The sequence below is a fragment of the Ketogulonicigenium vulgare WSH-001 genome, from assembly GCF_000223375.1.
GTDB classification, from domain to species: domain Bacteria; phylum Pseudomonadota; class Alphaproteobacteria; order Rhodobacterales; family Rhodobacteraceae; genus Ketogulonicigenium; species Ketogulonicigenium vulgare.
The window spans coordinates 201,634-223,130 of record NC_017385.1 but is presented as its reverse complement, the minus strand read 5'-3'; the positions used below and the strand labels follow the sequence as shown (position 1 = coordinate 223,130).

Annotated in this window: 21 protein-coding genes; 9 read left to right on the top strand and 12 right to left on the bottom strand. The window is 62.9% G+C overall.

Going from position 1 to position 21,497, the window contains the following annotated elements:
• Positions 1-29: 29 nt before the first annotated feature.
• From KVU_RS15960 to KVU_RS15940, 5 genes are all read right to left on the bottom strand, one after another.
• Complete coding sequence (locus KVU_RS15960) at positions 30-1,196, bottom strand: ABC transporter substrate-binding protein (RefSeq protein ID WP_013385617.1); 1,167 nt, start codon at positions 1,194-1,196, stop codon at positions 30-32.
• A 146-nt stretch (positions 1,197-1,342) separates the two neighbouring features.
• Entirely contained in the window at positions 1,343-3,031 is a 1,689-nt protein-coding gene (locus tag KVU_RS15955) for a pyrroloquinoline quinone-dependent dehydrogenase (protein WP_014538209.1), read from the bottom strand.
• A 2-nt stretch (positions 3,032-3,033) separates the two neighbouring features.
• On the bottom strand, positions 3,034-3,822 hold the full coding sequence (locus KVU_RS15950; RefSeq protein WP_013385615.1) for a type 2 periplasmic-binding domain-containing protein: 789 nt from the start codon (positions 3,820-3,822) through the stop codon (positions 3,034-3,036).
• Positions 3,823-4,716, bottom strand: a complete 894-nt coding sequence (locus KVU_RS15945; RefSeq protein WP_013385614.1) for a ThuA domain-containing protein — start codon at positions 4,714-4,716, stop codon at positions 3,823-3,825.
• Between the two features lie 129 nt (positions 4,717-4,845).
• Positions 4,846-5,847, bottom strand: coding sequence for a LacI family DNA-binding transcriptional regulator (locus KVU_RS15940; protein WP_013385613.1), 1,002 nt, complete (start codon positions 5,845-5,847; stop codon positions 4,846-4,848).
• A gap of 190 nt (positions 5,848-6,037) precedes the next feature.
• Here KVU_RS15940 and KVU_RS15935 point away from each other — a divergent pair, with 190 nt between their 5' ends.
• From KVU_RS15935 to KVU_RS15915, 5 genes are read left to right on the top strand one after another with little or no spacing between them, the layout of a single operon-like run.
• The gene (locus KVU_RS15935; protein ID WP_013385612.1) at positions 6,038-7,183 is read left to right on the top strand and encodes an extracellular solute-binding protein; all 1,146 of its coding nucleotides are present in this window, start codon (positions 6,038-6,040) and stop codon (positions 7,181-7,183) included.
• Positions 7,183-8,055, top strand: coding sequence for an ABC transporter permease (locus tag KVU_RS15930; RefSeq protein ID WP_049776506.1), 873 nt, complete (start codon positions 7,183-7,185; stop codon positions 8,053-8,055). The genes KVU_RS15935 and KVU_RS15930 overlap by 1 nt, the downstream gene beginning before the upstream one ends.
• A complete protein-coding gene (locus KVU_RS15925) occupies positions 8,055-8,861 on the top strand; it encodes an ABC transporter permease (protein ID WP_014538207.1) in 807 nt (268 codons plus the stop codon). Before KVU_RS15930 ends, KVU_RS15925 begins: the two co-directional genes overlap by 1 nt.
• A 9-nt stretch (positions 8,862-8,870) precedes the next feature.
• On the top strand, positions 8,871-9,875 hold the full coding sequence (locus KVU_RS15920; RefSeq protein WP_013385610.1) for an ABC transporter ATP-binding protein: 1,005 nt from the start codon (positions 8,871-8,873) through the stop codon (positions 9,873-9,875).
• The gene (locus KVU_RS15915; protein ID WP_013385609.1) at positions 9,868-10,701 is read left to right on the top strand and encodes a glycerophosphodiester phosphodiesterase; all 834 of its coding nucleotides are present in this window, start codon (positions 9,868-9,870) and stop codon (positions 10,699-10,701) included. Before KVU_RS15920 ends, KVU_RS15915 begins: the two co-directional genes overlap by 8 nt.
• Here KVU_RS15915 and KVU_RS15910 read toward each other — a convergent pair.
• The 6 genes from KVU_RS15910 to KVU_RS15885 are packed head-to-tail and all read right to left on the bottom strand — an operon-like array spanning position 10,698 to position 16,669.
• Complete coding sequence (locus tag KVU_RS15910) at positions 10,698-11,501, bottom strand: inositol monophosphatase family protein (protein ID WP_013385608.1); 804 nt, start codon at positions 11,499-11,501, stop codon at positions 10,698-10,700. The two genes, KVU_RS15915 and KVU_RS15910, sit on opposite strands and share 4 nt — an antisense overlap.
• 57 nt (positions 11,502-11,558) lie before the next feature.
• On the bottom strand, positions 11,559-12,440 hold the full coding sequence (locus tag KVU_RS15905; protein WP_013385607.1) for an ABC transporter ATP-binding protein: 882 nt from the start codon (positions 12,438-12,440) through the stop codon (positions 11,559-11,561).
• Positions 12,437-13,453 carry an ABC transporter ATP-binding protein gene (locus KVU_RS15900; RefSeq protein ID WP_013385606.1) on the bottom strand — a complete coding sequence of 339 codons (1,017 nt, stop codon included), beginning with the start codon at positions 13,451-13,453 and terminating at the stop codon, positions 12,437-12,439. The genes KVU_RS15905 and KVU_RS15900 overlap by 4 nt, the downstream gene beginning before the upstream one ends.
• Positions 13,450-14,301 carry an ABC transporter permease gene (locus KVU_RS15895; protein ID WP_014538206.1) on the bottom strand — a complete coding sequence of 284 codons (852 nt, stop codon included), beginning with the start codon at positions 14,299-14,301 and terminating at the stop codon, positions 13,450-13,452. The genes KVU_RS15900 and KVU_RS15895 overlap by 4 nt, the downstream gene beginning before the upstream one ends.
• Complete coding sequence (locus KVU_RS15890) at positions 14,298-15,221, bottom strand: ABC transporter permease (protein WP_013385604.1); 924 nt, start codon at positions 15,219-15,221, stop codon at positions 14,298-14,300. Before KVU_RS15890 ends, KVU_RS15895 begins: the two co-directional genes overlap by 4 nt.
• Positions 15,218-16,669, bottom strand: a complete 1,452-nt coding sequence (locus KVU_RS15885; RefSeq protein WP_013385603.1) for an NAD(P)-binding domain-containing protein — start codon at positions 16,667-16,669, stop codon at positions 15,218-15,220. The genes KVU_RS15890 and KVU_RS15885 overlap by 4 nt, the downstream gene beginning before the upstream one ends.
• A gap of 240 nt (positions 16,670-16,909) precedes the next feature.
• Here KVU_RS15885 and KVU_RS15880 point away from each other — a divergent pair, with 240 nt between their 5' ends.
• Together KVU_RS15880 and KVU_RS15875 are read left to right on the top strand one after the other, a co-directional pair.
• Entirely contained in the window at positions 16,910-17,764 is an 855-nt protein-coding gene (locus KVU_RS15880; RefSeq protein ID WP_013385602.1) for an alpha/beta fold hydrolase, read from the top strand.
• 35 nt (positions 17,765-17,799) lie between these two features.
• Entirely contained in the window at positions 17,800-19,296 is a 1,497-nt protein-coding gene (locus KVU_RS15875; protein WP_013385601.1) for an ABC transporter substrate-binding protein, read from the top strand.
• A 33-nt stretch (positions 19,297-19,329) separates the two neighbouring features.
• Here KVU_RS15875 and KVU_RS15870 read toward each other — a convergent pair whose 3' ends face one another.
• Positions 19,330-20,301 (bottom strand): LysR family transcriptional regulator, encoded by a 972-nt coding sequence (locus tag KVU_RS15870; protein WP_013385600.1) that lies wholly within the window; start codon positions 20,299-20,301, stop codon positions 19,330-19,332.
• Between the two features lie 175 nt (positions 20,302-20,476).
• Between KVU_RS15870 and KVU_RS15865 the strand changes: the two genes are divergently transcribed.
• Positions 20,477-20,917: an esterase gene (locus tag KVU_RS15865; protein ID WP_013385599.1), complete on the top strand. Its 441-nt coding sequence runs from the start codon at positions 20,477-20,479 to the stop codon at positions 20,915-20,917.
• 1 nt (position 20,918) lies between these two features.
• On the top strand, positions 20,919-21,497 hold the full coding sequence (locus KVU_RS15860) for a peroxidase-related enzyme (RefSeq protein WP_013385598.1): 579 nt from the start codon (positions 20,919-20,921) through the stop codon (positions 21,495-21,497).

Sequence of the window (21,497 nt, the reverse complement as noted above, 5' to 3'; positions counted from 1 at the left end):
ACGCGTGCCCGCCGCAATGGGTCGTAGGATTAGGGTGCGACCCAACCGGGATCGCCTTGGTTCTCGAACACCTGGATTTCGTGGTTGATATATTGGCCTTCAACCTCGGCCACTTCGCGCAGGTAGATGTTCTGCGTGATATGGCGGTTGTCGGGGTTGATCGAAACGGGGCCGCGCGGGCTGATCCATTCGAGGCCCTTGACCGAGTCCACCGCCGCGGCCGCATCCTGTTGGCCATTGGTTGCCGCGATCATATGGGCGATGACATGCATCCCGTCAAAGGCACCGACGGCGGGAAAGCTCAGCTCGGCGGGGTTGCCAAGCCATGCGGTTGCGGCTTCGGTAAAGGCGATGTTTTCGGGCGAGTTGTGGCTGACGGCATAGTGGAAGGTGGTCAGCATACCGGCGGCATTCGGGCCCAGCACCGGCAGGTCGCTTTCTTGGGTCAGATCGCCCGGCGCCAGCAGTTGGACGCCGTCGGCTTTCAGGCCGTTTTCAACGAAAGCGGTCATGAAACCAAAGGTTTGCGGGCCAGCGGGCAAGAAGGCAAAGACAGCCTCGGCCCCGCTGTCGCGGATGCGCTGCATGATCGGGCTGAAATCGACGGTGGACATCGGCATCCGGACGGATTCGACCACCGTGCCACCCGCTGCGCCAAAGGCGCGGACAAAGGCGGTTTCGGAATCGACGCCGGGGCCGTAATCGCTGACCACGGTGATGACGCGTTCAATGCCGCGCTCGCGCGCGACCGTCGCCATCGGCGTCGAGGTCTGGAAGGTGGTGAACGAGGTGCGCACGACCAGCGGGCTTGCATTCACGATGGCCGAGGTTGCCGCGTTGAACACGACCATCGGGACGTTTGCTTCCTCGAGGATCGGGGCGGCGGCCATGGCGTCGGGGGTGTAATAATAACCAGCCAGATATTGCACGCCTTCGCCGACGATCAGCTCTTGCGTCAGGGCGGCGGATTGGCCGGGGTCGGCGGCGGGCAGATCGCGATAGATGATTTCAATCTCGTGATCGCCGACGGTGCGGCCGTTCAGGGCGAAATAGGCCTCGATCCCGGCTTGAAAGTTGCGGCCCTGCAAGGCTGCGCCGCCCGAAAAGGGGCCGATGACGCCGACTTTGATCGTATCCGCAAAGGCACCGCCCGCGCAAAGCGCCAGGATTGCCGTTGTCTGACATAGGAATTTCATTGCTCTCTCCCTCGCTGAAGGCGGTCTCTCCCTCCGCCCATGACCTGTCGATCACGGGGGAATTATGGCAGAGGCGGGGGCATGCAGGAAATGAAATCGCCCGCGCCGTATATATCCTATAGGTTATATATGGCGCGGGGCAGGGGTTAGTTCACATCAGGCAGGGCGAAAACCAACAGGCCGTTGCCGGTCGAGGGACGGCGGATTTCCGGCAGCAGCGTGATCGGCAGGCTGGTCGACCACGACGCGCCGCCAACGCCGATGGGTACAGCGATATATTGGCGGCCATTCACCGCGTAGGCAGCCAGATAGCCTTGGGCGGCTTGCGGCAGGCGGGTTTGCCACAGCACCTCGCCCGTGGCCTGATCAAAGGCATAGAGGTTGCGATCCCAGTCGCCTGCGAACATGACACCGCCTGCGGTGGTCAGGGTTGATGTATTGGCGGGCGCGCGCATGTCATGCTGCCACAGCACATCGCCGGTATCGACATTCATCGCCACAAAGCGCCCCATGTTTTCGGGGCTGTCGGGGTGCATGGTGCGGGTGCTGCCGGCCTGCCCATTACCGCCGCCGCCTTCGACCATCTCGACCTCGCGGTAGATCATGGCGGCGTCGCAATTCATGCTGATCGGCACATAGACGGCGCGGGTTTCGGGGCTGAAGGCCATGGCGCGCCAACTGCGGAAACCGGCGGTGCTGGGGCACATGGCGATGGGCACATTCACATCGGGCACCATGCCGTCGCGATAATCGGCAAAGGCGGCACCTTGCAGATCAATCTGGTTTTGCCAGCCAAGGTCATAGGCGGCGGTTGCGGCGCCATCGGCCGGATCGCCCTGCCACAAAATGCCGAGCTTGCCCATATTCACATAGCGGTCGCTGCCCTCGATCTCGATCAGCATATGTTCGAAGGCTTCGTCCATATCATTGCTGTCGCCGGGGATATATTGGCGATACCACGCCACTTCGCCGGTCGCAGGTTCAATGGCCAGAACGGCATTGGTATAAAGCGTCGCGCCATCATGGCCGCGGCTGGCGCGCGCCCAGGGTTTCGCCTGCGAGACGCCGATCAGCACGAGGCCGTTTTCGGCATCATAGGTGCCCGATGTCCAGATATCGCCGCCGCCGCGCAACAGATGCGGCGTGCCGCCCCAGCTATCGCCCTCGGATTCCGGCTCGATCGTATCGACACGCCACATTTCTTCGCCCGAGGCGGCATCGATGCCGACGATGGCGCATTTATCCTCGCGAAAGCGGTTGCAGCCTTGGTAACCGGCGACGACCATGCCTTCGGCGACAATGGGGGCGGCGGTAAAGTAATGGCCGACCTGCGTGTCGGCGACCACGGTTTCCCATGCGATCTGGCCGGTACGCGCATCCAGCGCCACCATCACCGCATCCGGGGCAGCGTAATAGATGTGATCGCCAAAGACGGCGAGGCCGCGTGTGATGGCGCCGGGGCGGACGGTATCGCCAAATTCGCGCTTGTATTCCCACAAAAGATCGCCGGTTTCGGCATTCAGCGCCTGAATAAGCCCGCCGGGGTTCGCAAGGAACATGGTGCCGTTATAGATCAGCGGGCCGGTTTCTTGCTGGCCCGGCTCCATCGCCCAGCCCCAGACCATGCGCAGCGCGCCCACATTGTCAGGCGTGATTTGGTCAAGCGCGGAATAGCCCCAGCCGTTATCGGTATTGCGCCATTGCAGCCAGTCGCCGGGGCTGGGATTGCGTAGGGTTTGTTCATCAAGCGGGGTGTAATCAGCGATTTGCGCGCTGGCCGGCAGCGCCAAAAGCGCGGCAAGGCCAAGGGCCTGGGCCAAAAGGGATCGTTGCATGGCTAGTCTCCTGTTGGGGTAAAGGTGGGCAGCAGCCCGTCATCGGCGAGCGAGGCGATGGCACTGTCGATCATCCCCATCAGCGCGCGATCGCGGCTGCGCATAACGATGCCAAGGCTGCGGGTGGTGGTATGCAGCGGGGCGAGGGTGGTGCCGATATGCAGCCCATCGGGCGGCAGGGCGCGGGTATAGGGGCCCCAGATGATCGCCGCCGCCATGGTGCCATCGGCAAGAAAACGGTGGACTTGGTCGATATCGTCATAGGGCAGGCGATTGAGCGGCGCCGCGCCTGCGCCGATCAGGCGGGCGAGTTCGGTGTCGAGCGGTGTATAGATCGGGCTGCCGATAAAGCTGCCCTCTGGCAGGTCGGCAAGGCTGCGGATCGCGGGATCGAGGCTGACCAGCAGATAGGGCGCGCTGTAATAGGGGCGGCTGATGATCAACCAATCGGGATAGGGCGCGCCGGTGATCAGCTGCGCCCCCAGCATGCCGACGCAGACTTCGGTCAGATGCACGAACAGATCGGGCCAGATGCCGTCCTCGTCCATCGCGCCCATATTGACCTGCATCGGCACAGTTGCAGGCTGCAGCAACAGGCGGTCGGCGATCAGTCTTGCCATTTCGTCGTCAATAGCGGCCGTCACGCTATCGGGCAGCAGGCACAGCGGCAGGCTTTGGCCGAAATCGGGGCGGCGGGCGTCATAGAATTCGGGCGGGATATAGGGTTGCTGGGCTTGCGCCGCTGTGGCCAGCAGCGCAAGCATCATCCCATAGGCGATCTGGCGGGCCATCTAGCCGCCTTGACAGAAAGGTTTGCGGCCCATGGTGCTTTCAATCCCGCCCAGCAGATGGGCGCGGAAATTCGCATCGTCAAAGATGTCCTCGGTATGGCCAAGCGTGGTCAAAAAGGCGCGCCCGCCGTCGTAGTAATGGCACCAACTAAGGGGGTGCAGCCCGTCATAGAGGCCGGGGTGGCCGTTATAGCCGCCGGTTCCTGCGATGCGGGTGCTGTCGTCGACCGCCAACAGCACGTTGATATCTGCAACGGCCTGCGGATCGGGGAAGACGTTGTAGAATTCGTCAGTGACCGTAAAGCTTGCAGGCAGGCCTTCGGTTGCGGCATCGGCGGCGTTGACCACAGTCACCGTCGCGGGCTGGTTCGGGCCGTGGTCGAACAACTGGGTGCCGCCCAGCAAGCCGCGATACCATTCCCAATTATACTGCGTGCCAAAGGCGTTATGGATGCCGACAAAACCACCGCCGCTTTCGACATAGATCCGCAGCGCCATTTGGGCGGCGGAATCCAGCGTGTCGCGCTGCGTGTTAAAGAAGATGACCGTATCATAGGCGCGCAGCTGGCGTGGCCCCTGCACATCGGCAAGGTCGCTCGAGGTGGTGACTTTGATATCCGCGCCCTCGAGCAATTCGGTCAGGCGCTGGACGCCATAGGCGATATTCGCGTGGGGGTTGGTGACGGTTTCGCCCACGCGGCTATAGATCAGCACGCTATAGCCATTCGCCGCCGGATCGCGGCCGCCCCAGTCATTATAGCAAGTGGGATCAAGGCCTTGGCAGACGCCGTTCGCGATGGCGGTGATCGACTGGGCATTGGCCGGCGCCGTGATGGTGCAGGTCAATGCGATCGCCCCCGCAGCGGCGAGGCGTGGTAAGGTGCGGAATGTCATTTTTCTCTCCCTCGCGGCGATCCCCCTCCCCGAGGGCGGCCGGTGGGGTGACGTTAGGTCAGGGATGGGTTGAGAAAAAATGATATTTCGGGGCGGTGATATAACCCAAAGATTAACAAGGTGGCGGGGTTATAGCGGTGGGGTCGTGCCGCGCGGCACCAGGCTGACCGGCAGGATCTGCTGCCTCTGGGGCGGAGCGCCTGTCAATTGCGCGGTCAATGTGGCGACGGCGGCACTGGCGAGGTCGCGCATCGAATGGCGGATCGTGGTCAGGTTATAGGCGCGCCATGCGCCTTCGGCGATATCATCGCAACCGATCACGGCGAGATCACCCGGCACGCTGATATGGCCCCGCAGCGCGTCCAAAAAACCCAGCGCTGAAAAGTCATTGCCGCAATGCACCCCGTCGAACCGCGCGGCCGTGGGTAAAAACGCAAGGCCCGCCGCGCGTCCGCCGTCATAGTCATGGCGGGTGCCGGCGATCAGCTCATCAACATCCAGCCCAAGCGCGCTGGCGCGGGCGGCAAAGGCGCGTGCGCGCCATGTGATGGTGAACGAGGGCCGCGATTGGCGCACCGCAATGACCCGTTTGCAGCCCGCGCGGGCCAGCGTTTCGGCAGCCAGCGCGCCCGCCGCCTCGGCGTCATGGCGGATGGCGGCATAGGTTGCGCCAGCGCTGTCTCGGTTCAGCACCACAAGCGGCAGGTTATGGCCGGCGCATTCGGCGGCGATGCTGGCGGGCGGCGCATCCGAGGTCAGGATCGCGCCCGCGACATTGTAATCCAGCATCATATGCAGCGCATGGGCCATGCCGTCCTCGCCCTCGACAGGCAGCAGCATCGGGCGATAGCCTGCCTGCATCAACTGGCGCGCCAAGGCATCGACCAGCTGCGCGCGCAAACTGTGATGCATGTCCGACACCACCAGCCCGACGATGCTTGTGCGCTGATCTTTCAGCCCTTTGGCCAGCAGGTTCACGCGATAACCAAGGGTTTCGGCCGCCGCCAGCACGCGGGCGCGCACCTGCGGCGAGACCGAGGCCCCTTCGGTGAATGTGCGTGATACGGCCGAGCGGGAGACCCCGGCAAGCTGGGCGACATCAAGGGCGGTGATACGGGATCTATATGACATTCCGGCCTGATCGCGCGCGGAAGTGACTGTTTTGTGGCAATTGTGCGAAGAATTGTCGTGCCGCGCGCTGTGGGCTGTCGCAAAACCGCCATTGCACACGTTGTCAAAAATCTTTCGTGTTTGTTTTAAGTCGCTGTCGCAAAGCGGCGGCAAAAGGCGGCCATCAGATCAAAACCGAAAGATCATTTTGATGAACCGTCGCTCTTTCCTTCTTCGCTCGGCTGCTGTTGGTGCCGCCGCTACGCTGCCGCGCATGGCCTTTGCGCAAGACGGCACGCTTTATGTCTATTCCAGCTCGGATTCGAACGTCGTCGACTTTTGGACCAATGTGATCGTGCCGCGTTTTGCCGCGACCAATCCGGGTGTGCAGGTGCGTGTGGTTGATGCGGGCGATAATGCCGGTCTGCGCGCCATTGGCGAGCGGGCGCTGGCGGCGCTGTCTTCGGGCGCAGATCCGCAGGCCGAGGTTTTCGAAAGCTTCCGCCCCGAAGAGCTGACCGGCACCATCGAGGCAGGTCTTTGGGTCGATATGACGGATGCGGGTCTGACCAACTGGTCGCGCGTCAACCCCGCCGCGATGGAGGGCAATTACGCCGCTCCGTGGCGCGGCAGCCAAGTGCTGCTGGCCTATGATGCGACCCGCCTGAACCCCGAAGACGCGCCCAAGACCTGGGACGCGCTTGCCACCTGGATCAAGGCGAACCCCGGCCAATTCATCTATAACCGTCCCGACAAAGGCGGCGCGGGCGGCAATTTTGTCCGCCGCGCGGTGCATGAGGCCAATGGCCGTGACCCTTCGGCCTTTACCGTTGCGAATTATACCGACGCCTATGCCGCTGATGCGCTGGCCAAGGCTTGGGATGTGCTGCTGGATATCGCGCCGAGCCTGTATGACGGCGGCAGCTATTCGGCGGGGAACACCCAGTCGATCCAGATGCTGGCGCAGGGCGTTGTGACCATGACGCCGGTCTGGTCGGACCAAGTGCTGTCGGCCATCGCGCAGGGCGTTCTGCCCGAGACGACCGGTCTTGTGCAACTGCAGGATCTGGCTTTGTGCGGCGGCTTCTCGCGCGCGACGGTGCTGGCGAATGGCGCACAAAAGGAAGCGGCGCTGAAGCTGGTTGATTTCCTGCTGTCCGAGGACATCCAATCCGCCGTTCTGACCGAGCTGGGCGGCTTTCCGGGCGTGTCGTGGGATTATGTCGATCCGGCGCTGCGCGCGCAGTTCGCGGATGTGATCCCGACCTCGATCCCGACGTTCCCGGGCGGCGCGTGGGAAGTGGCGATCAACGACGGCTGGTATCGCACCGTCGCACCGAACGTGGCCCGCGACTGATGAGCAAGGCGGACACGAGCGCCGCCAAAATGCCCAAAACGGCAGGGGGAAGGGGGCTGATCGGCCTCCTTCTTGTTGCCGTTCCGGTGGGGCTTTTGGCGTGGCTGATTATTTTCCCGATCTTCAATGCGCTGTGGCGCACGATGGTCGTCGACGGCGGGGTCTCGGTCGAGACCTATGCCTTTTTCTTTACCGATGCCTATTCGCTGCGGAACCTGTGGCTGACCATCTGGGTGACGGCGGTGTGCGCCGCGCTGCTGATGGCGATCTGTCTGCCGATCGCGCTGTATTTGCGGTTCGCAAAAAGCCGTGTGGCGGCGGTGGTGCAGGGGCTGGCGCTGTTTCCGCTGTTCGTGCCGTCGGTCATTCTGGCCTATGCGCTGATCCGCACCATCGGGCCGAACGGCGCGGTGGATATTCTGCTGGTGAATATGGGGCTGCCCAAGATCGTCTCGCCCTATCTGACGCCATGGGGGCCGGTGATCGGTCTTGTGTGGGATAATATCCCGCTGACGGTGCTGCTGCTGGTCGCCGGCCTGGGCGGCGTATCCGACAATGCGGTCGAGGCGGCGCGCGATGCGGGTGCGGGTAAAATCGCCGTTTTCCGCCATGTGATCATTCCGCAGATCGGCAATTCCGTGCTGGTGGTGCTGTCCTTCACCGTGCTGGGCATCTTTTCTGCCTTTACCTTCCCCTATGTGCTGGGCGGCGCCAGCCCCGAGATGATGGGCCCGTTCATGCAGCGCACCTTTGGGCAATTGTTCGACACGCGGATGGCGATGACGCAGGCCGTCATTACCTTTGCGATCTGTGCGGTGTTCGGCGCGTTTTATGTGCGCTCGATCGCGCGCGGCCAAAAGGAGCGCCGCTGATGCAAAAAAGATTTGATTGGCTGGGTGCGCTGATTGCCACCGCGCTTGCCGTTGTGATCGTGGTGCCGCTGCTGGTGGTGGCGATCTGGGCCTTTACCGAAGTGTGGCGCTATCCCTCGCTGCTGCCGCAGCAATGGGGATTGCGGTTCTGGAACCAGACGCTGGCGCGCGCCGATGTGTGGGAGGCGATCTGGCTGTCGGTGCGGCTGTCGCTGACGGTCACCTTCCTGTCCGCCGTCATCTGTCTGCCTGCCGCCTATGCCTTTGCGCGGATGGATTTTCCGGGCAAGAACATCTTTTTCCTGTCGTTTCTGGCCAGTCACGCCTTTCCGAAATTCGGGCTGCTGGTGGCGATTGCGGGGATTTTCCTGGGGCTTGGGCTGATTTCCAACTTTTGGGGCGTGGTGCTGATCCAATTGGTCGGCACGCTGATGATGATGATCTGGATTCCGGTCGCTGCGTTCCAGAACATCGACCGCCGGATGGAAGAAGCCGCCCGCGATGCAGGGGCGGGGCCGATCCGTGTGTTCTTGCAAGTCAGCCTGCCGCAGGCCGCGCCGACAATCTCGGCCGCTGTGCTGCTGACATTTGTGGGCACATTCTATGAAACCGAAGGGGCGTGGCTGATTGGCGCGCCGCAGATCCGCACCATGCCGGTGCTGATGATCACCTTTATCAACAACCAGATTGTCGTCCAATACGGGGCCGTTTTGTCGGTGCTGCTATGGATTCCCAGCTTTGTCGCGCTGATGTTTGCGCGCAAATTGGTGGGGTCCTCCAGCTTTGCCCGTGGTTTTGGCGTATAGGGGGAAACCATGTCCAGTTTGACATTGCAGGGGCTGCGTAAGGGATTTGGCGGGCAAGATGTCGTGAAATCCGTCTCGCTCGAGGTGGCGGATGGCGAGCTTGTGTGCCTGCTAGGCCCGTCGGGGTCCGGCAAATCCACCATCTTGCGCATGATCGGCGGGTTCGAGGCGCCCGATGGCGGCGCGGTGCTGATCGACGGGGCCGATATGACCCGCGTCCCGCCGGAAAAGCGCCCGACAGGAATGGTGTTCCAAAGCCACGCCCTGTGGTCGCATATGGATGTGGCCGGAAATATCGCCTTTGGCCTGCGTCTGCGCGGTATGACCCGCGCCGATATCGCGCAAAAGGTCGATGAGGTGCTGGTGCTGGTCGGCCTTGAGGGCTACGGCAAGCGCCGCGTCTGGCAGTTGTCGGGCGGGCAGCAGCAGCGGGTGGCGCTGGCGCGCTCATTGGCGCTTGAGCCAAAGATCCTGCTGCTGGACGAGCCGTTTGCCTCGCTGGATCAGCATTTGCGCGAACGCCTGCGCGAGGAGCTGCGCGATATTCAGCAGCGTTTGGGGATCACCACTGTGTTCGTGACGCACGGTCAGGACGAGGCGCTGGCGCTGGCCGACCGGATTGTGGTGCTAAAAGACGGCGCGATCGAGCAGGCGGATACGCCCGCGCGCATCTATCGCCAGCCCGCGACGCGGTTTGTCGCCGGTTTCATCGGCACGATGAACTTTGTGCCGACGCATTTTGCGGCCAATGCCTCGACCCACCCGCTGTTCCAGCACTGCGCGGAATTGCCCGATGGCCCCGCAATGCTGGCGATCCGGCCCGAGGCGATGCAACTGCATCCGGGCGCAGGCGGGCGCGTCCATCGCGTGACGGATTTTGGCACGCACCTGCTGGCCGAGGTCGGGCTGGACGATGGCCCGCGCGTCAAGGTGATCTGCCCGCCGGATGCGCCGTGGCAGGCAGGGGATGTCGTGCGCCCCGCCGCCGCCGAGATTGCGGTGTTCCATGGCTGAGCCGCTGTTCATTGATCACGCCAAGGGTCGTACCTGGCTGAAATGGCACCGCGGCCGTCGGCAGGCGGGGGATATGGAATTCGCCCCCGCCCGTATCCTGCAAGGCATGCGCGCCGGCGCGCGGGTCGAGGTGGATCTGGTGCGCCATGCGGGCGGCGGTTTTGCCGTGCTGCATGACGAGACGCTGGATCGCGGCACTGATGGCACGGGGCGGGTCGATCAGGCCAGCGCGGATCAGATCCGTGCGCTGCGCCGCCGCGACGATGCGGGCGGCGTGACGGATGTGGGTGTAGCGCTGCTGGGGGACCTATGTGCCGCCTTGGCGGGTTCACTGCCTGATACGGCGCTGTTGCAGCTGGATATGAAGGAAAACGCGGATCAGATCGGGGATGATGATGTGGCGGCCTTTGCCGCAGCCGTCCAGCCCGTGGCGCGGCATATCATCGTTTCGGGCGGGGATGCGGCAATGGTCGCGCGGCTGCAGGCGGCTGCGCCCGCTGTGATGACCGGTTATGATCCGTGCCATTTCGGCGCGCTGACGCGCCTGCGCGAAAGCCGTGATTATGCGGGATTTGTCGCACAGGCGCTGGCAGATGCGGGGCAGGCGCAGATGATCTATCTGGATTATCACGCGGTGTTGCAGGCGGATTATGATCGGTTCGATCTGATTGCCGCATTCGGCGCGGCAGGGCGCCGCGTCGATGCCTATACGCTGCAGGCGGTGACGCCGCAGACCGTGGCGATTGCGCGTCATCTGATGGCGCTGGGGGTCGATCAGATCACGACCGACGACCCCCTTGGCCTATGGGCGGCCTGCCAAGCTTAGGCTTTAAAGCCCTCCAGCAGCCAATCATGCAGCCCCGGCCGACCCGCAAGGATCGCGCCGGGGTTTTTGATGTCGCCGCCGGCAAAGTCGGTGACGATGCCGCCCGCTTCGCGCAGGATCAGCACCGATGCGCCGTAATCATGCAGCGACAGGCCATCTTCGAAAAACCCGTCGAGCCGGCCCGCCGCAACCCAAGCAATCGACAGCGCCGAGGAGCCAAGGCGGCGCACGCCCGCAGATGTATCCATCAGGCGGCGCAGGGCGGCATGATAGCGTGCCTCGGTCACGGATTTCACCTGACCGGGGATCGGCAGGCCCGCGCCAAAGACGGCATTGATCGCGTCAAGGCTGTGGCTGAGTTGCAGGCGCTGGCCGTTGAGATAGGCCCCCGCGCCACGTTCTGCGGCAAAGGTCTCGTCCATCATCGGGTCATAGGTGACGCCCGCGACGGTCTCGCCGCCTTCGACCAGCGTGATCACGACGCCAAAATGCGGCATGCCCCACATGAAATTGGTGGTGCCGTCGATCGGGTCGATGACGATGCGGCCAGCGGAACCCGCGCGGTCATCGGCGCCCTCTTCGCCCGCGATGGCGTGATCGGGGAAATGGGGCGCCAGATGGGCGACAATGGCACGTTCGACCGCGACATCCGCCTCGGTCTGGTAATCGCGGACGGCTTTGTGGACAACCTCGGAGGCGTCGCGGCGGCGCAGTGCGGCGCGGGCGATGGCGCCGCCCGCATGAGCGGCGGCAATCAGTTGGGCAAGGCGGGCGGAGGGGATAAAAGGATCTGTCATCATCTTGGGTCTATGGTGGGAGAATCCCTGTCCATAGCCCGCGATGATGACAGTTTGATGTTACGCTTGCAGCACGAAATGACCGGGCGAAACCTCGCGCAGTTCGCCCGAAAGCGCAGCCTCGTCAGGGGTATAGCTGAGGGCGCGACGGGCGCGTTCGCGGGCCGGATCAGGGATCGGAATGGCCGAGATCAGCGCCTGCGTATAAGGGTGTTGCGCGTTTTGGAACAGGCTTTCGGTCGGCGCGATTTCCACGATCCGGCCGCGCAGCATGACGGCGACGCGGTGGCACAGGAACCGCACCATCGCCAGATCATGCGCGACGAACAAATATGCAAGGCCAAGCTGCTCTTGCAGATCGGAAAACAGGTTCACGATCTGCGCCTGAATGGACACGTCCAGCGCGGTGATCGGCTCGTCCGCGACGATCAGCTTTGGGCTGATACTGATGGCGCGGGCGATGTTGATGCGCTGACGCTGGCCGCCGGAAAATTCATGCGGGTAGCGATCCATAAAGCTGGGGTCGAGGCCGACCTGCTTGAACAGATCGGCGACGCGGTCGCGGGTCTCGGTCCGGCCCGCGGTGATCTTGTGGATCTCCATCGGCTCGGACACGAATTTGCCGACGGTCATGCGCGGGTTCAGCGCGGCATAGGGGTCCTGAAACACGACCTGCATTTCGCGGCGCACCGGGCGCAGGGCGCGCTGGGGCAATGTGTCGATGCGCTGGCCGTTAAAGGTGATCTCGCCGGTGGTTGCATCCTCGAGCCGCAGGACGAGGCGGCCGGTGGTGCTTTTGCCAGAGCCGCTTTCGCCTACCAGCCCGAGGATCTCGCGCGGGGCGAGGTCAAAGCTGACGCCGCGCACGGCCAGAACGTCTTTGCCGCCCGGGCCGCGATAGGTTTTCGACAGGTTCTTGACCGATAAAAGGGGGGTGGTCATTCGGCCTCCTTTGCCGCGATCAGCGCGGGCAGGTCATACCATGCGGCAACAAGGTGGTTCGGATCGCTGCCCACGGCGGGCAGCAGTGGCGGCATCTCGCGCGCGCAGCGGGGGGTTGCGAATTCATTGCGCGGCGCAAACGGGTCACCCGCAGGCGGTTTGGTCAGATCAGGCGGGCTGCCGGGGATCTGGTAAAGACGGGTCTTTTGGGCGCCGCCCTCGGTCGGCAGCGAGCGCAGCAGACCCCAAGTATAGGCGTTGCGCGGGCTGGCAAAGACGGCATCCACCGGCCCCCGTTCCAAAATGCGGCCGCCGTACATTACCTGAACGGTGTCGGCGAGGCCCGCGACCACGCCCATGTCATGGGTGATCCAGATCAGGGTCGTGTCATGTTCGCGGCGCAGATCCTTCATCAGATCAAGGATTTGCGCCTGTACAGTCACATCAAGCGCGGTGGTCGCCTCGTCCGCGATGACCAGTTCCGGGCCGCAGGCGATCCCCATCGCGATCATCACGCGCTGACGCATCCCGCCCGAGAATTGGTGCGGATAGGATTTGATGCGGCGTTCGGCATCGGGGATGCGCACCATCTTGAGCAGCTCGACCGCGCGGGTGCGGGCCTGTGCGCCCGTCAGGCCAAGGTGGCGGGTCAGGGTCTCGATCAACTGCCGCTCGACCGTCAGGACGGGGTTCAGCGAGGTCATAGGATCTTGGAAGATGAACCCGATCTCGCGGCCACGGATATCGCGCAGCTCGGCTTCGGAGAGTTTCAGCAGGTCGCGGCCGCGAAACAGCACCTCGCCGCTGGTGATACGGCCCGGCGGGCGGGCGATCAGGCCGATCATCGACATGGCATGGACGGATTTGCCCGAGCCGCTTTCGCCCACAACGCCAAGGGTTTCGCCCTTGTGCAGCGTATAGGAGACGTCATTCACCGCATGGACCGTACCCGCGGGCGTGTCAAAGGCCACCGATAGGTTGCGGACTTCCAAAAGGGGGGTGCGATTTGTCATTGGCGGGCCTTTGGATCGAAATAGTCGCGCAGCCAGTCACCCAGCAGATTCACGCTGAGGACGGTCAGGGCGATGGCAAGGCCGGGGAAGGTGACGACCCACCAAGCCGAGGTGATATAGACGCGGCCATCCGCCAGCATCCGGCCCCAGCTGGGGGTGGGCGGCTGCACGCCAAGGCCAAGGAACGACAGCGCCGCATCCATGACGATAATCCGCGCCAGCTCCAGCGTGCCGACGACCAGCACGGGGGTCATCACATTGGGCAGGATATGGCGGGCCATGATGCGCAAAGATCCGGCCCCGGCCGCGCGGGCCGACAGCACGAATTCACGCTCGCGCAGGGCAAGGACCTGGCCGCGCACGATGCGGGCATATTGCGTCCAACTGGTGATCCCAAGGACGATGATCAGGTTCGTCAGGCTCGGCCCCAGGGCGGCGACGACCAGCAGCGCGAACAGCACCAGCGGGAAGGCCAGTTGCATATCGACAAGGCGCATCAGGATCGCATCGACCCAGCCGCCGGTGAAACCCGCAACAATGCCCAGTGTGACGCCGATCAGCGCGCCCAGCAGCACCGCCGCCAGTGCAATCGACAGCGAGATCCGCGCGCCATAGATCACGCGCGCCAAGATATCGCGGCCGTTGGGATCGGTGCCAAAGGGATGGGCGCCGGGGGCGAACAGCCCCTCCCATGTCGGTCCGACAAGGCGGGCGCGCAGATCACCGCGGATCGGGTTCGACAGATCCAACAGCGGCGCGCCGATGGCCACCGCCACCAGAACCAACAGGATGATCGCGCCGATCAGCCCGCCTTTGCTGCGCAAAAGCGCGCGCAGGAACGACATCATGCCCGGCCCTCCTTGATGCGGGGGTCAAGCACGGCATAAAGCAGGTCGACCAGAAAATTAGCGACGACAAAGATGGTGGCGACAAGGACGACGCCAGCCTGAATGACGGGAAAGTCTTTTTGGTCAATCGCTTGGAAAATCAGGCGACCGACGCCGGGCCATGCGAAAACGGTCTCGGTCACGACAGCACCGCCCAAGAGTTCGCCGACCAGAATGCCGATCATCGTAATGACGGGGATCAGCGCGTTGCGAAGCGTGTGCCACATCAGAATCGTGCGGGGCATCAGCCCCTTGGCACGGGCGGTGCGGACGTAATCCTCGCGCAACGTGTCCAGCATCGAGGAGCGCAAAAGGCGCGCGATCGAGGCCGAGATAAAGATCGCGACGGTAAAGGCGGGCAGCAGCAGGTGTTGCCATGTGCCATAGCCGCCGGTCGGCACCCATCCCAGTTGCACGGCAAAGAACAAGATCGCCATGATACCCAGCCAGAATGTCGGTGTCGCCTGGCCGATCATGGCAAAGCCCAGCACCAGCGTCTCGGGCCAGCGGCCTTTGTTCAGCGCGGCAATGATCCCCGCCGTGCCGCCGATCAGCACGCCGATGGCCAGCGCCGCACCGGCAAGTTGCGCGGTGGCGGGCATCCGTTCCAGCACCACCTGCATCGCGGGTTGGTTAAAGACGAAAGAGGTGCCGAAATCGCCCTGCAGCACCTGACCCATATAGGTCAGATATTGCTGCCACAGCGGCAGGTCGAGGCCGAGGCCTGCGCGCAGGCGTTCCATATCCGCAACCGAGGCGCCAATCGGCACCAGCAGCGAAACCGGATCGCCGAGCAGCCGCCCGACGAAAAAGACGATTGTCAAAACACCCCAGACCGAGATGACCGCCTCGATCAGGCGGCGCAGCAGATAGCGGCTCATGGCGCCTCCTTTGTATCAGCGTCTTGCCACTCATCGCCGAGCAGCTCGGGGGTGGCATAGGTCTCAAGCAAGGTCCAATGCTGTTCGATATCGGCGGTGAACAGCGCGGATGTGATGCCGCGCACAAGGCGGTCGGCGCCTTCGGACACGGCGGGGATATCGCCCGACAGCTTGCCATGGGTCAGCGTCGAAGGGAAGTTGAAGCTGTAGATCGAATTCAGGATCGGGCAGGCGCCCGGCGTCTTTTCCCGCAGCTCGAACGCGGGGCCGAGGTCGGGCGCCGAGGCCAGCGCGTTGTCTTTCAGATCGGCGGGCAGCGTGTCCGGAAAGCCGGTGTCGGACCACAGTTTGATATGCGGTGTGACCGCGACAAGTTCGGGGCGCTGCGTATAATCGACGCCAAAGCCGGTGGCGAAGATCATGAAATCAAGGTCGAAATGGCCTTTGGGCGTGTCCAGCGACAGGCGGCCAGCGTCCTCGCGCAGGCTGGTCAGCGGCGCGCCGAGGTGGAAATAGGCGTTCGCGTGGCGCGAGACCCGCAGCGTCGAGGGGCGCGGCGGCGGCGTCTGGCTGGTGTTCAAATGGTGCTGGATGCGCCATTTCCACATATCGTCAAGGTCGAGATAGCCATGCGTCATGCCGGGGCTGCCGATGCCCATGCCCTTGTTCAGGCGGGGAATATCTGTGCGGCGGATGAACATATGCACGGCTTTCGCGCCGTGTTCCAGCGCGGTGGCGGCATTGTCCATCGCGGATGCGCCCGCGCCGACAACGCCGACGACCTTGCCACGCAGGGCGTCAAAGTCGATGATGTCGGCGGAATGGGCGCGTAAGGACGCGGGCAGATCGCGCGCGACCTGCGGCAGGAACGGCCCGCCGAGGCCATCGCGGCCGGTGGCCAGCACCAGTTTGCGCGTCAGCACCTGCGTTTGCACGCCGTCAATCACCATGTCGAGGGCGATGAGGCCATCGGGGCCAGCCGAGACTCCCGTCATTTCCGCGCCGTTCACCACCGGCACATGCATGACGCGGCGATACCAGACGAGGTAGGCCATCCAGTCCTCGAGGCTGATGCGGAACAGCGCGTCCCACGCCTCGGTGCCGTAACTTGCCTCATACCAGGCGCGGAAGGTCAGCGAGGGCAGGCCGTAAGCGGGGCCGGTCAGTTGTTTGGGGGAACGCAGCGTCTCCATCCGCGCGATGGTCAGCCATGGCCCCTCAAGTCCGGCGGGGGCCTTGTCATAGACGACATGGTTCAAGATGCCGTGCTTTTGCAGTGCGACCGAGGTTACCAGCCCGCACATGCCTGCGCCAATCACCACGACATCGCGCACGCGCGCCCCGTCGATGACGGTCGGTGGCACCCAATCCTTGCCGGTGAAATTCAACCGGTCGAGGTCTTGGGCGAGGCGCGCTTCCAGCGCGGCGAGGGAGATATCACGCATCATGGTTCCCAGAATGGACTGCCCGAAATTTGGGTCAGGCTTACAGGTCTATTCGGCCTAATCAATGTGAAAAGCGAATTCAACTGCCATACAAATCGCAAATGCGAATTTAATAAGCACAGAGTATAGGCATTCTACAGCAACATTCGAGAACGGAATGAATCCTCCCCTCTTATGTGAAAATTGGCTTTGCAAAGGATTCAAATTCACTTCACGATTGTAACAAGCAGAAGGAGTCGCGTTATGCCGCAGGTCACACTGGATGGTTGCACCTTTAATTACGAGGTTGCAGGGCCCGAAGGGGCGCCGGTCATTTTCACCCTTCACGGCGGTCGCGGTGCGGGCGAGCTGGGGAATGATTTCCGCACTTGGGGTGCGGCTTTGTCGGACAAGTTCCGCGTCATCAGCTATGACCAGCGCGGCCATGGCAAGACCACCGACACGCTGCCCTTTACCTTTAACCAGCTGGCCGATGATATCGAGACGCTGCGCAAGCATTTTTGCGGCGACGCACAATGTATCGTCATCGGCGGATCGTTTGGCGGTTTCATCGCGCTGACCTATGCCCTTCGCCACCCCGGCAGCTATTCCAAGCTGATCCTGCGCGGCACCGCGCCCAGCTATCACATGGAAGCCGAGGCGATCGAGATCATGAAGGCACGCGCCCATCTGGTGCCCAGCCTGACGCCTGCGATGATCGAAAAGCTGTTTTCAAACCGCGTCGAAAGCGATCTGGAATTCCGCCTGCTGTGGCTGGCGATGCAGCCGCTGTATGCCGATGATCCCGCGACTTTCGATGCGCAAAAGGCGTTCGAGCGCACCCGCGATATGCCGGTGCATTTGCAGGCGCATAATGACCTCTATGACGACGACCAGTGGTTGGCCTATGATGTGCGCGAACGCCTGCACGAAATTACGGCCCCGACCTTTATCTGCGTCGGCGAAGATGACTGGATCTGCCCCGTCAGCCAGTCGCGCCTGATGGCCGAAAAAATCCCCAATGCGACCTTGTTGGTCGTCGAAGGGGCAAACCATTCCGTCCACGCGCAGGCCCCCGATGTGGTGATGCCCGCCGTGCGTGAATTTCTGTCTGCATAAACTTTAACGCCAAGTTCTAACGCTAGGAGTTCCCTATGACCCGTCTTTGGGCCTCGGCCCTGTCCTCGCTGGCCCTTGCGGCCGCATTTGCCGCCCCCGCCGCCGCCCAAGACCGCACCTTGGTCATGGCGCTGTCGGGTGATGTCTCCACGCTTGACCCGCATATGACCGCATCGATCGGCTCGGATCTGAGCGTCGCCAGCCACATCTATCCCTCGCTGGTGCTGCGTGGCCCCGATATGGCGCTGCAAGCGAATGCGGCGACATCCTGGGAGGCGACCGACGACTATACTTGGGTGTTCCATCTGAACCCCGAGGCGAAATTCATCAACGGCGAGGTGCTGGACGCCGCGGCCGTCAAGGCGAATATCGAACGGGTCACCAACCCCGAGCTGAACTCGCGCATTGCAAGCTGGTTCACCAATATTTCGGAAGTGAATGTGATCGACGCGCAGACCGTCGAGATGAAGACCGCGATTCCCTATCCCGCGCTGGCCGATCAGCTGTCGATGTTCTTCCTGCTGCCGCCGCAGTGGATGAATGATGTGAACCCTGCGCTGGAAACCACCTCGGGTGGGCCCTATGTGATGACGAATCGCGTGCCGGGCAGCAGCATCACGCTGGAGGCGAATGCCGATTACTGGGGGGCTGCGCCTGCGTTTGATCGCGTTGAAATCCGCATCATCCCCGAAGATGCCGCCCGCGTCGCCGCGCTGCGCGCCGGCGAGATCGACTTTGCCGACAAGATCCCCGTATCCGAGGTCGAAGGTCTGGATGCCGATGCCAATCTGACCGCAGGTTCTGTGCCCGCAACGCGCACGACCTTCCTCAAGATCAACACCGAAAAAGAGCCGATGGAGAGCCTCGCGCTGCGCCAGGCGCTGAACTATGCGGTGGATAAAGAGGTGATCACCGAGGCTTTGTTCAACGGCATGGCGAGCGTTGCGAATTGCCAGCTGCTGACGGATCAGTATTTCGGATATAACCCTGATCTTGAACCCTATCCCTATGACCCCGAGCGCGCGATTGCGCTGCTGGAGGAATCGGGCATCGACACCTCGCAGACGATCGAGCTGGAAGTGCCGGTCGGCACCTATCTGCAGGGCGATGAGGTCGCGCAAGCGGTGCAGATGATGTTCACGGACATTGGTCTGAACATCGAGATCGTCGAAATGTCGTTCGGCGCCTATCAGGACAAACATATCAAGGCGCATGACGTCGGCCGTCTGTCGCTGCTGTCCTATGCCTGGCCGACGATTGACGCCGATGGCCTGCTGGGTCTGGCCGAGGGCGGCAACCCCTATGCCTTCTGGCACAATGACGAGTTCGACGGCTATCTGGCCGCTGGCCGCGCCAGCACCGATCCCGCTGTTCGCCAAGAGGCCTATAACCAAGCCACCGCGCTGATGTGCGAGCAGGCGCCCTTCGTGTTCCTGTACGAGCAGCCCGTGACCTATGCGACCAGCGATGAGGTCACATGGCAAGCGCGCGGCGACGACTGGAAGCGCGCCATGGACTTTGTACCGAACTAAGCAAGACGCCCCGGCCTTGCGCCGGGGCATCCGTTATTCTGGTGCCGTAAAGATATTTTTCAGGATGCTTTCCGTCTCGCGCACGTCGCGGATGCGAAAGCCGGGCATATCCATCTGGGATGCGGTGATCAGCGCTTCGACAAGCGGTTGGATGATCGGGGATTCGGGCAGACCCACCGGGGTCACGATGCCCCAGTAATAGGGGATCGACACCGACAGCGGCCGCACCACGGTATTGGCAAACCGTTGCCCGATGGGCGAGACGGGCTCTAAGATCGCAACGCCCAGCCCCGCGCTGACCATATTCAGCGCCGTGGTCGAGGAATTGGTGCGGATGACGCTTTCGGGTTCGATATCATGCAGCGCGGCGGAAATCCGGCCCAGCACGCGGTAAGGGTTCAGCAGCGTGATGATCGGGCGTCCGGCGAGGGCGGAAAGGTCGATGACATCAAGCGCCGCCAGCGGGTCATCCTCGTGCAAGACGCAGACGCATGAGGCCTCGGCGATCCATTGCACCTCGAGGGCGGGGTGGTCGAGGGGCAGGCTGGCGATGCCGATATCAGCCTGTCGGGCGGCGACGGATTGGATGACCTCTTCCGAGGTCTGGCTGCGCAGCACGATTTCTTTGGGCGCATAGCCCTGATCGCGCAGGCCCTTTAGCGCGCGCGGCACAATGGACGCCGCCATCGTGGCCGTCGCGGCCAGTGCGACCGAGCCGATTTGCCGGTGTGACAGGTCGGCGGCACGCTGGCGGGTGCGATGCGCATCGGCCAGCAGACGCTCGACCTCGCGATAGAACAGGCTGCCGTTTTGCGTGGGCGTGATGCGGCGACCGTGGCGGGCGAACAGGGGAAAGCCGACGTCGGCCTCGAGGTCCTGGATCAGGCGGGTGACGACGGGTTGCGATTTGCCGATCACTTTGGCAGCGCCGGTGACCGATCCGGTCGAAATGACGGCGGCATAGGCCTCGAGTTGCCGAAGATCGAAAAGGGAGTTGCCTGCCATCATATGTCCTGCGTGCCTGAATCTGATTGTTACTGAATCTGATTGTTACATCTGTCTGCCCATTCGTTCAGCGAAAGCGCGGCTACACAAGCGGAATGTTTCATCCTATATTGACATTCAACAGCGTAACAAATTCGATATCCGAATAAGTAAAGTAAAAGGACGTCGCAGTATCATGGCCGATCTTGCCTTTCCCGAGGTGCCCCAGCGCGCCAGTTTCCGCGACAGTACCGATGCATGCCGCGCCTCGGTCATTCAGCCGCGCGATGATCTGGGGCTGGCGCCGCAGTTGCGCGCGGGGCTGGCTGCGCGGATGTGCGTGCTGATTGGTCAGGCCGAGATGGCGGCGGCCTATCGCGCCGGTCTGGACGGGCTGGCGCTGCAAATCGCGCAGGGCGCGCTGCCCAGTGATCTGGGGGATGCTGGGGCCGCCGCGATGGCGCGCCACTGCGACCACATCACCAGCCATCCCGCCGATGCGACGCGCGGCGATATCGACGCGCTGGTCGCCGCCGGTCTTTCGGTGCCGCAGATCATCGCATTGTCGGAGCTGGTGGCCTTTATCAATTACGAGACCCGCATCCGTCAGGGTCATGCGCTGCTGGAGGGGTTCTGAAATGGCCGCTTTTACCGTTAAAGCCCTTGCGTGGCAGCCCTATCTTGAGCCGCTGGCGATGGAGGATGCGACCCCCGCGCAGCTAGAGGCGATGCAGGTCACGCCCTCGGGTGGCAAGGTCTCGCCCTATGTGCGTACGCTGGCGCATGATCCCGAAAGCTATGCGGCGCGGACTGTCCTCTATAACCAGATCATGTATGATGAGGGAGGGCTATCGAATGAATGGCGCGAGCTGGGGGCGCTGGTGGCGTCTGCCGTGAATAAATGCGTTTACTGCGCATCCGTCCACGCGCGGCGCTATGACCGTCTGTCGGGGCGCAATGATGTGGTGAAAGAGCTTTATACCCGCGGCATGGACGGTACGTTCGAGCCGAAAATCCGCGCGGTGATCGACTTTTCCCGCGCGCTGACCCAAACGCCCGCAGGCGCGACGCGCGCGCAGGTGCAGGCCCTGCTGGATCACGGATTTTCGACATCGGATGTGTCGGACCTGATCCATGCCGTTTCAATTTTTGGCTGGGCGAACCGGCTGATGCATGTTCTTGGCCACGCCGTTCCGGCTGGCACCGCAACGAAGTAA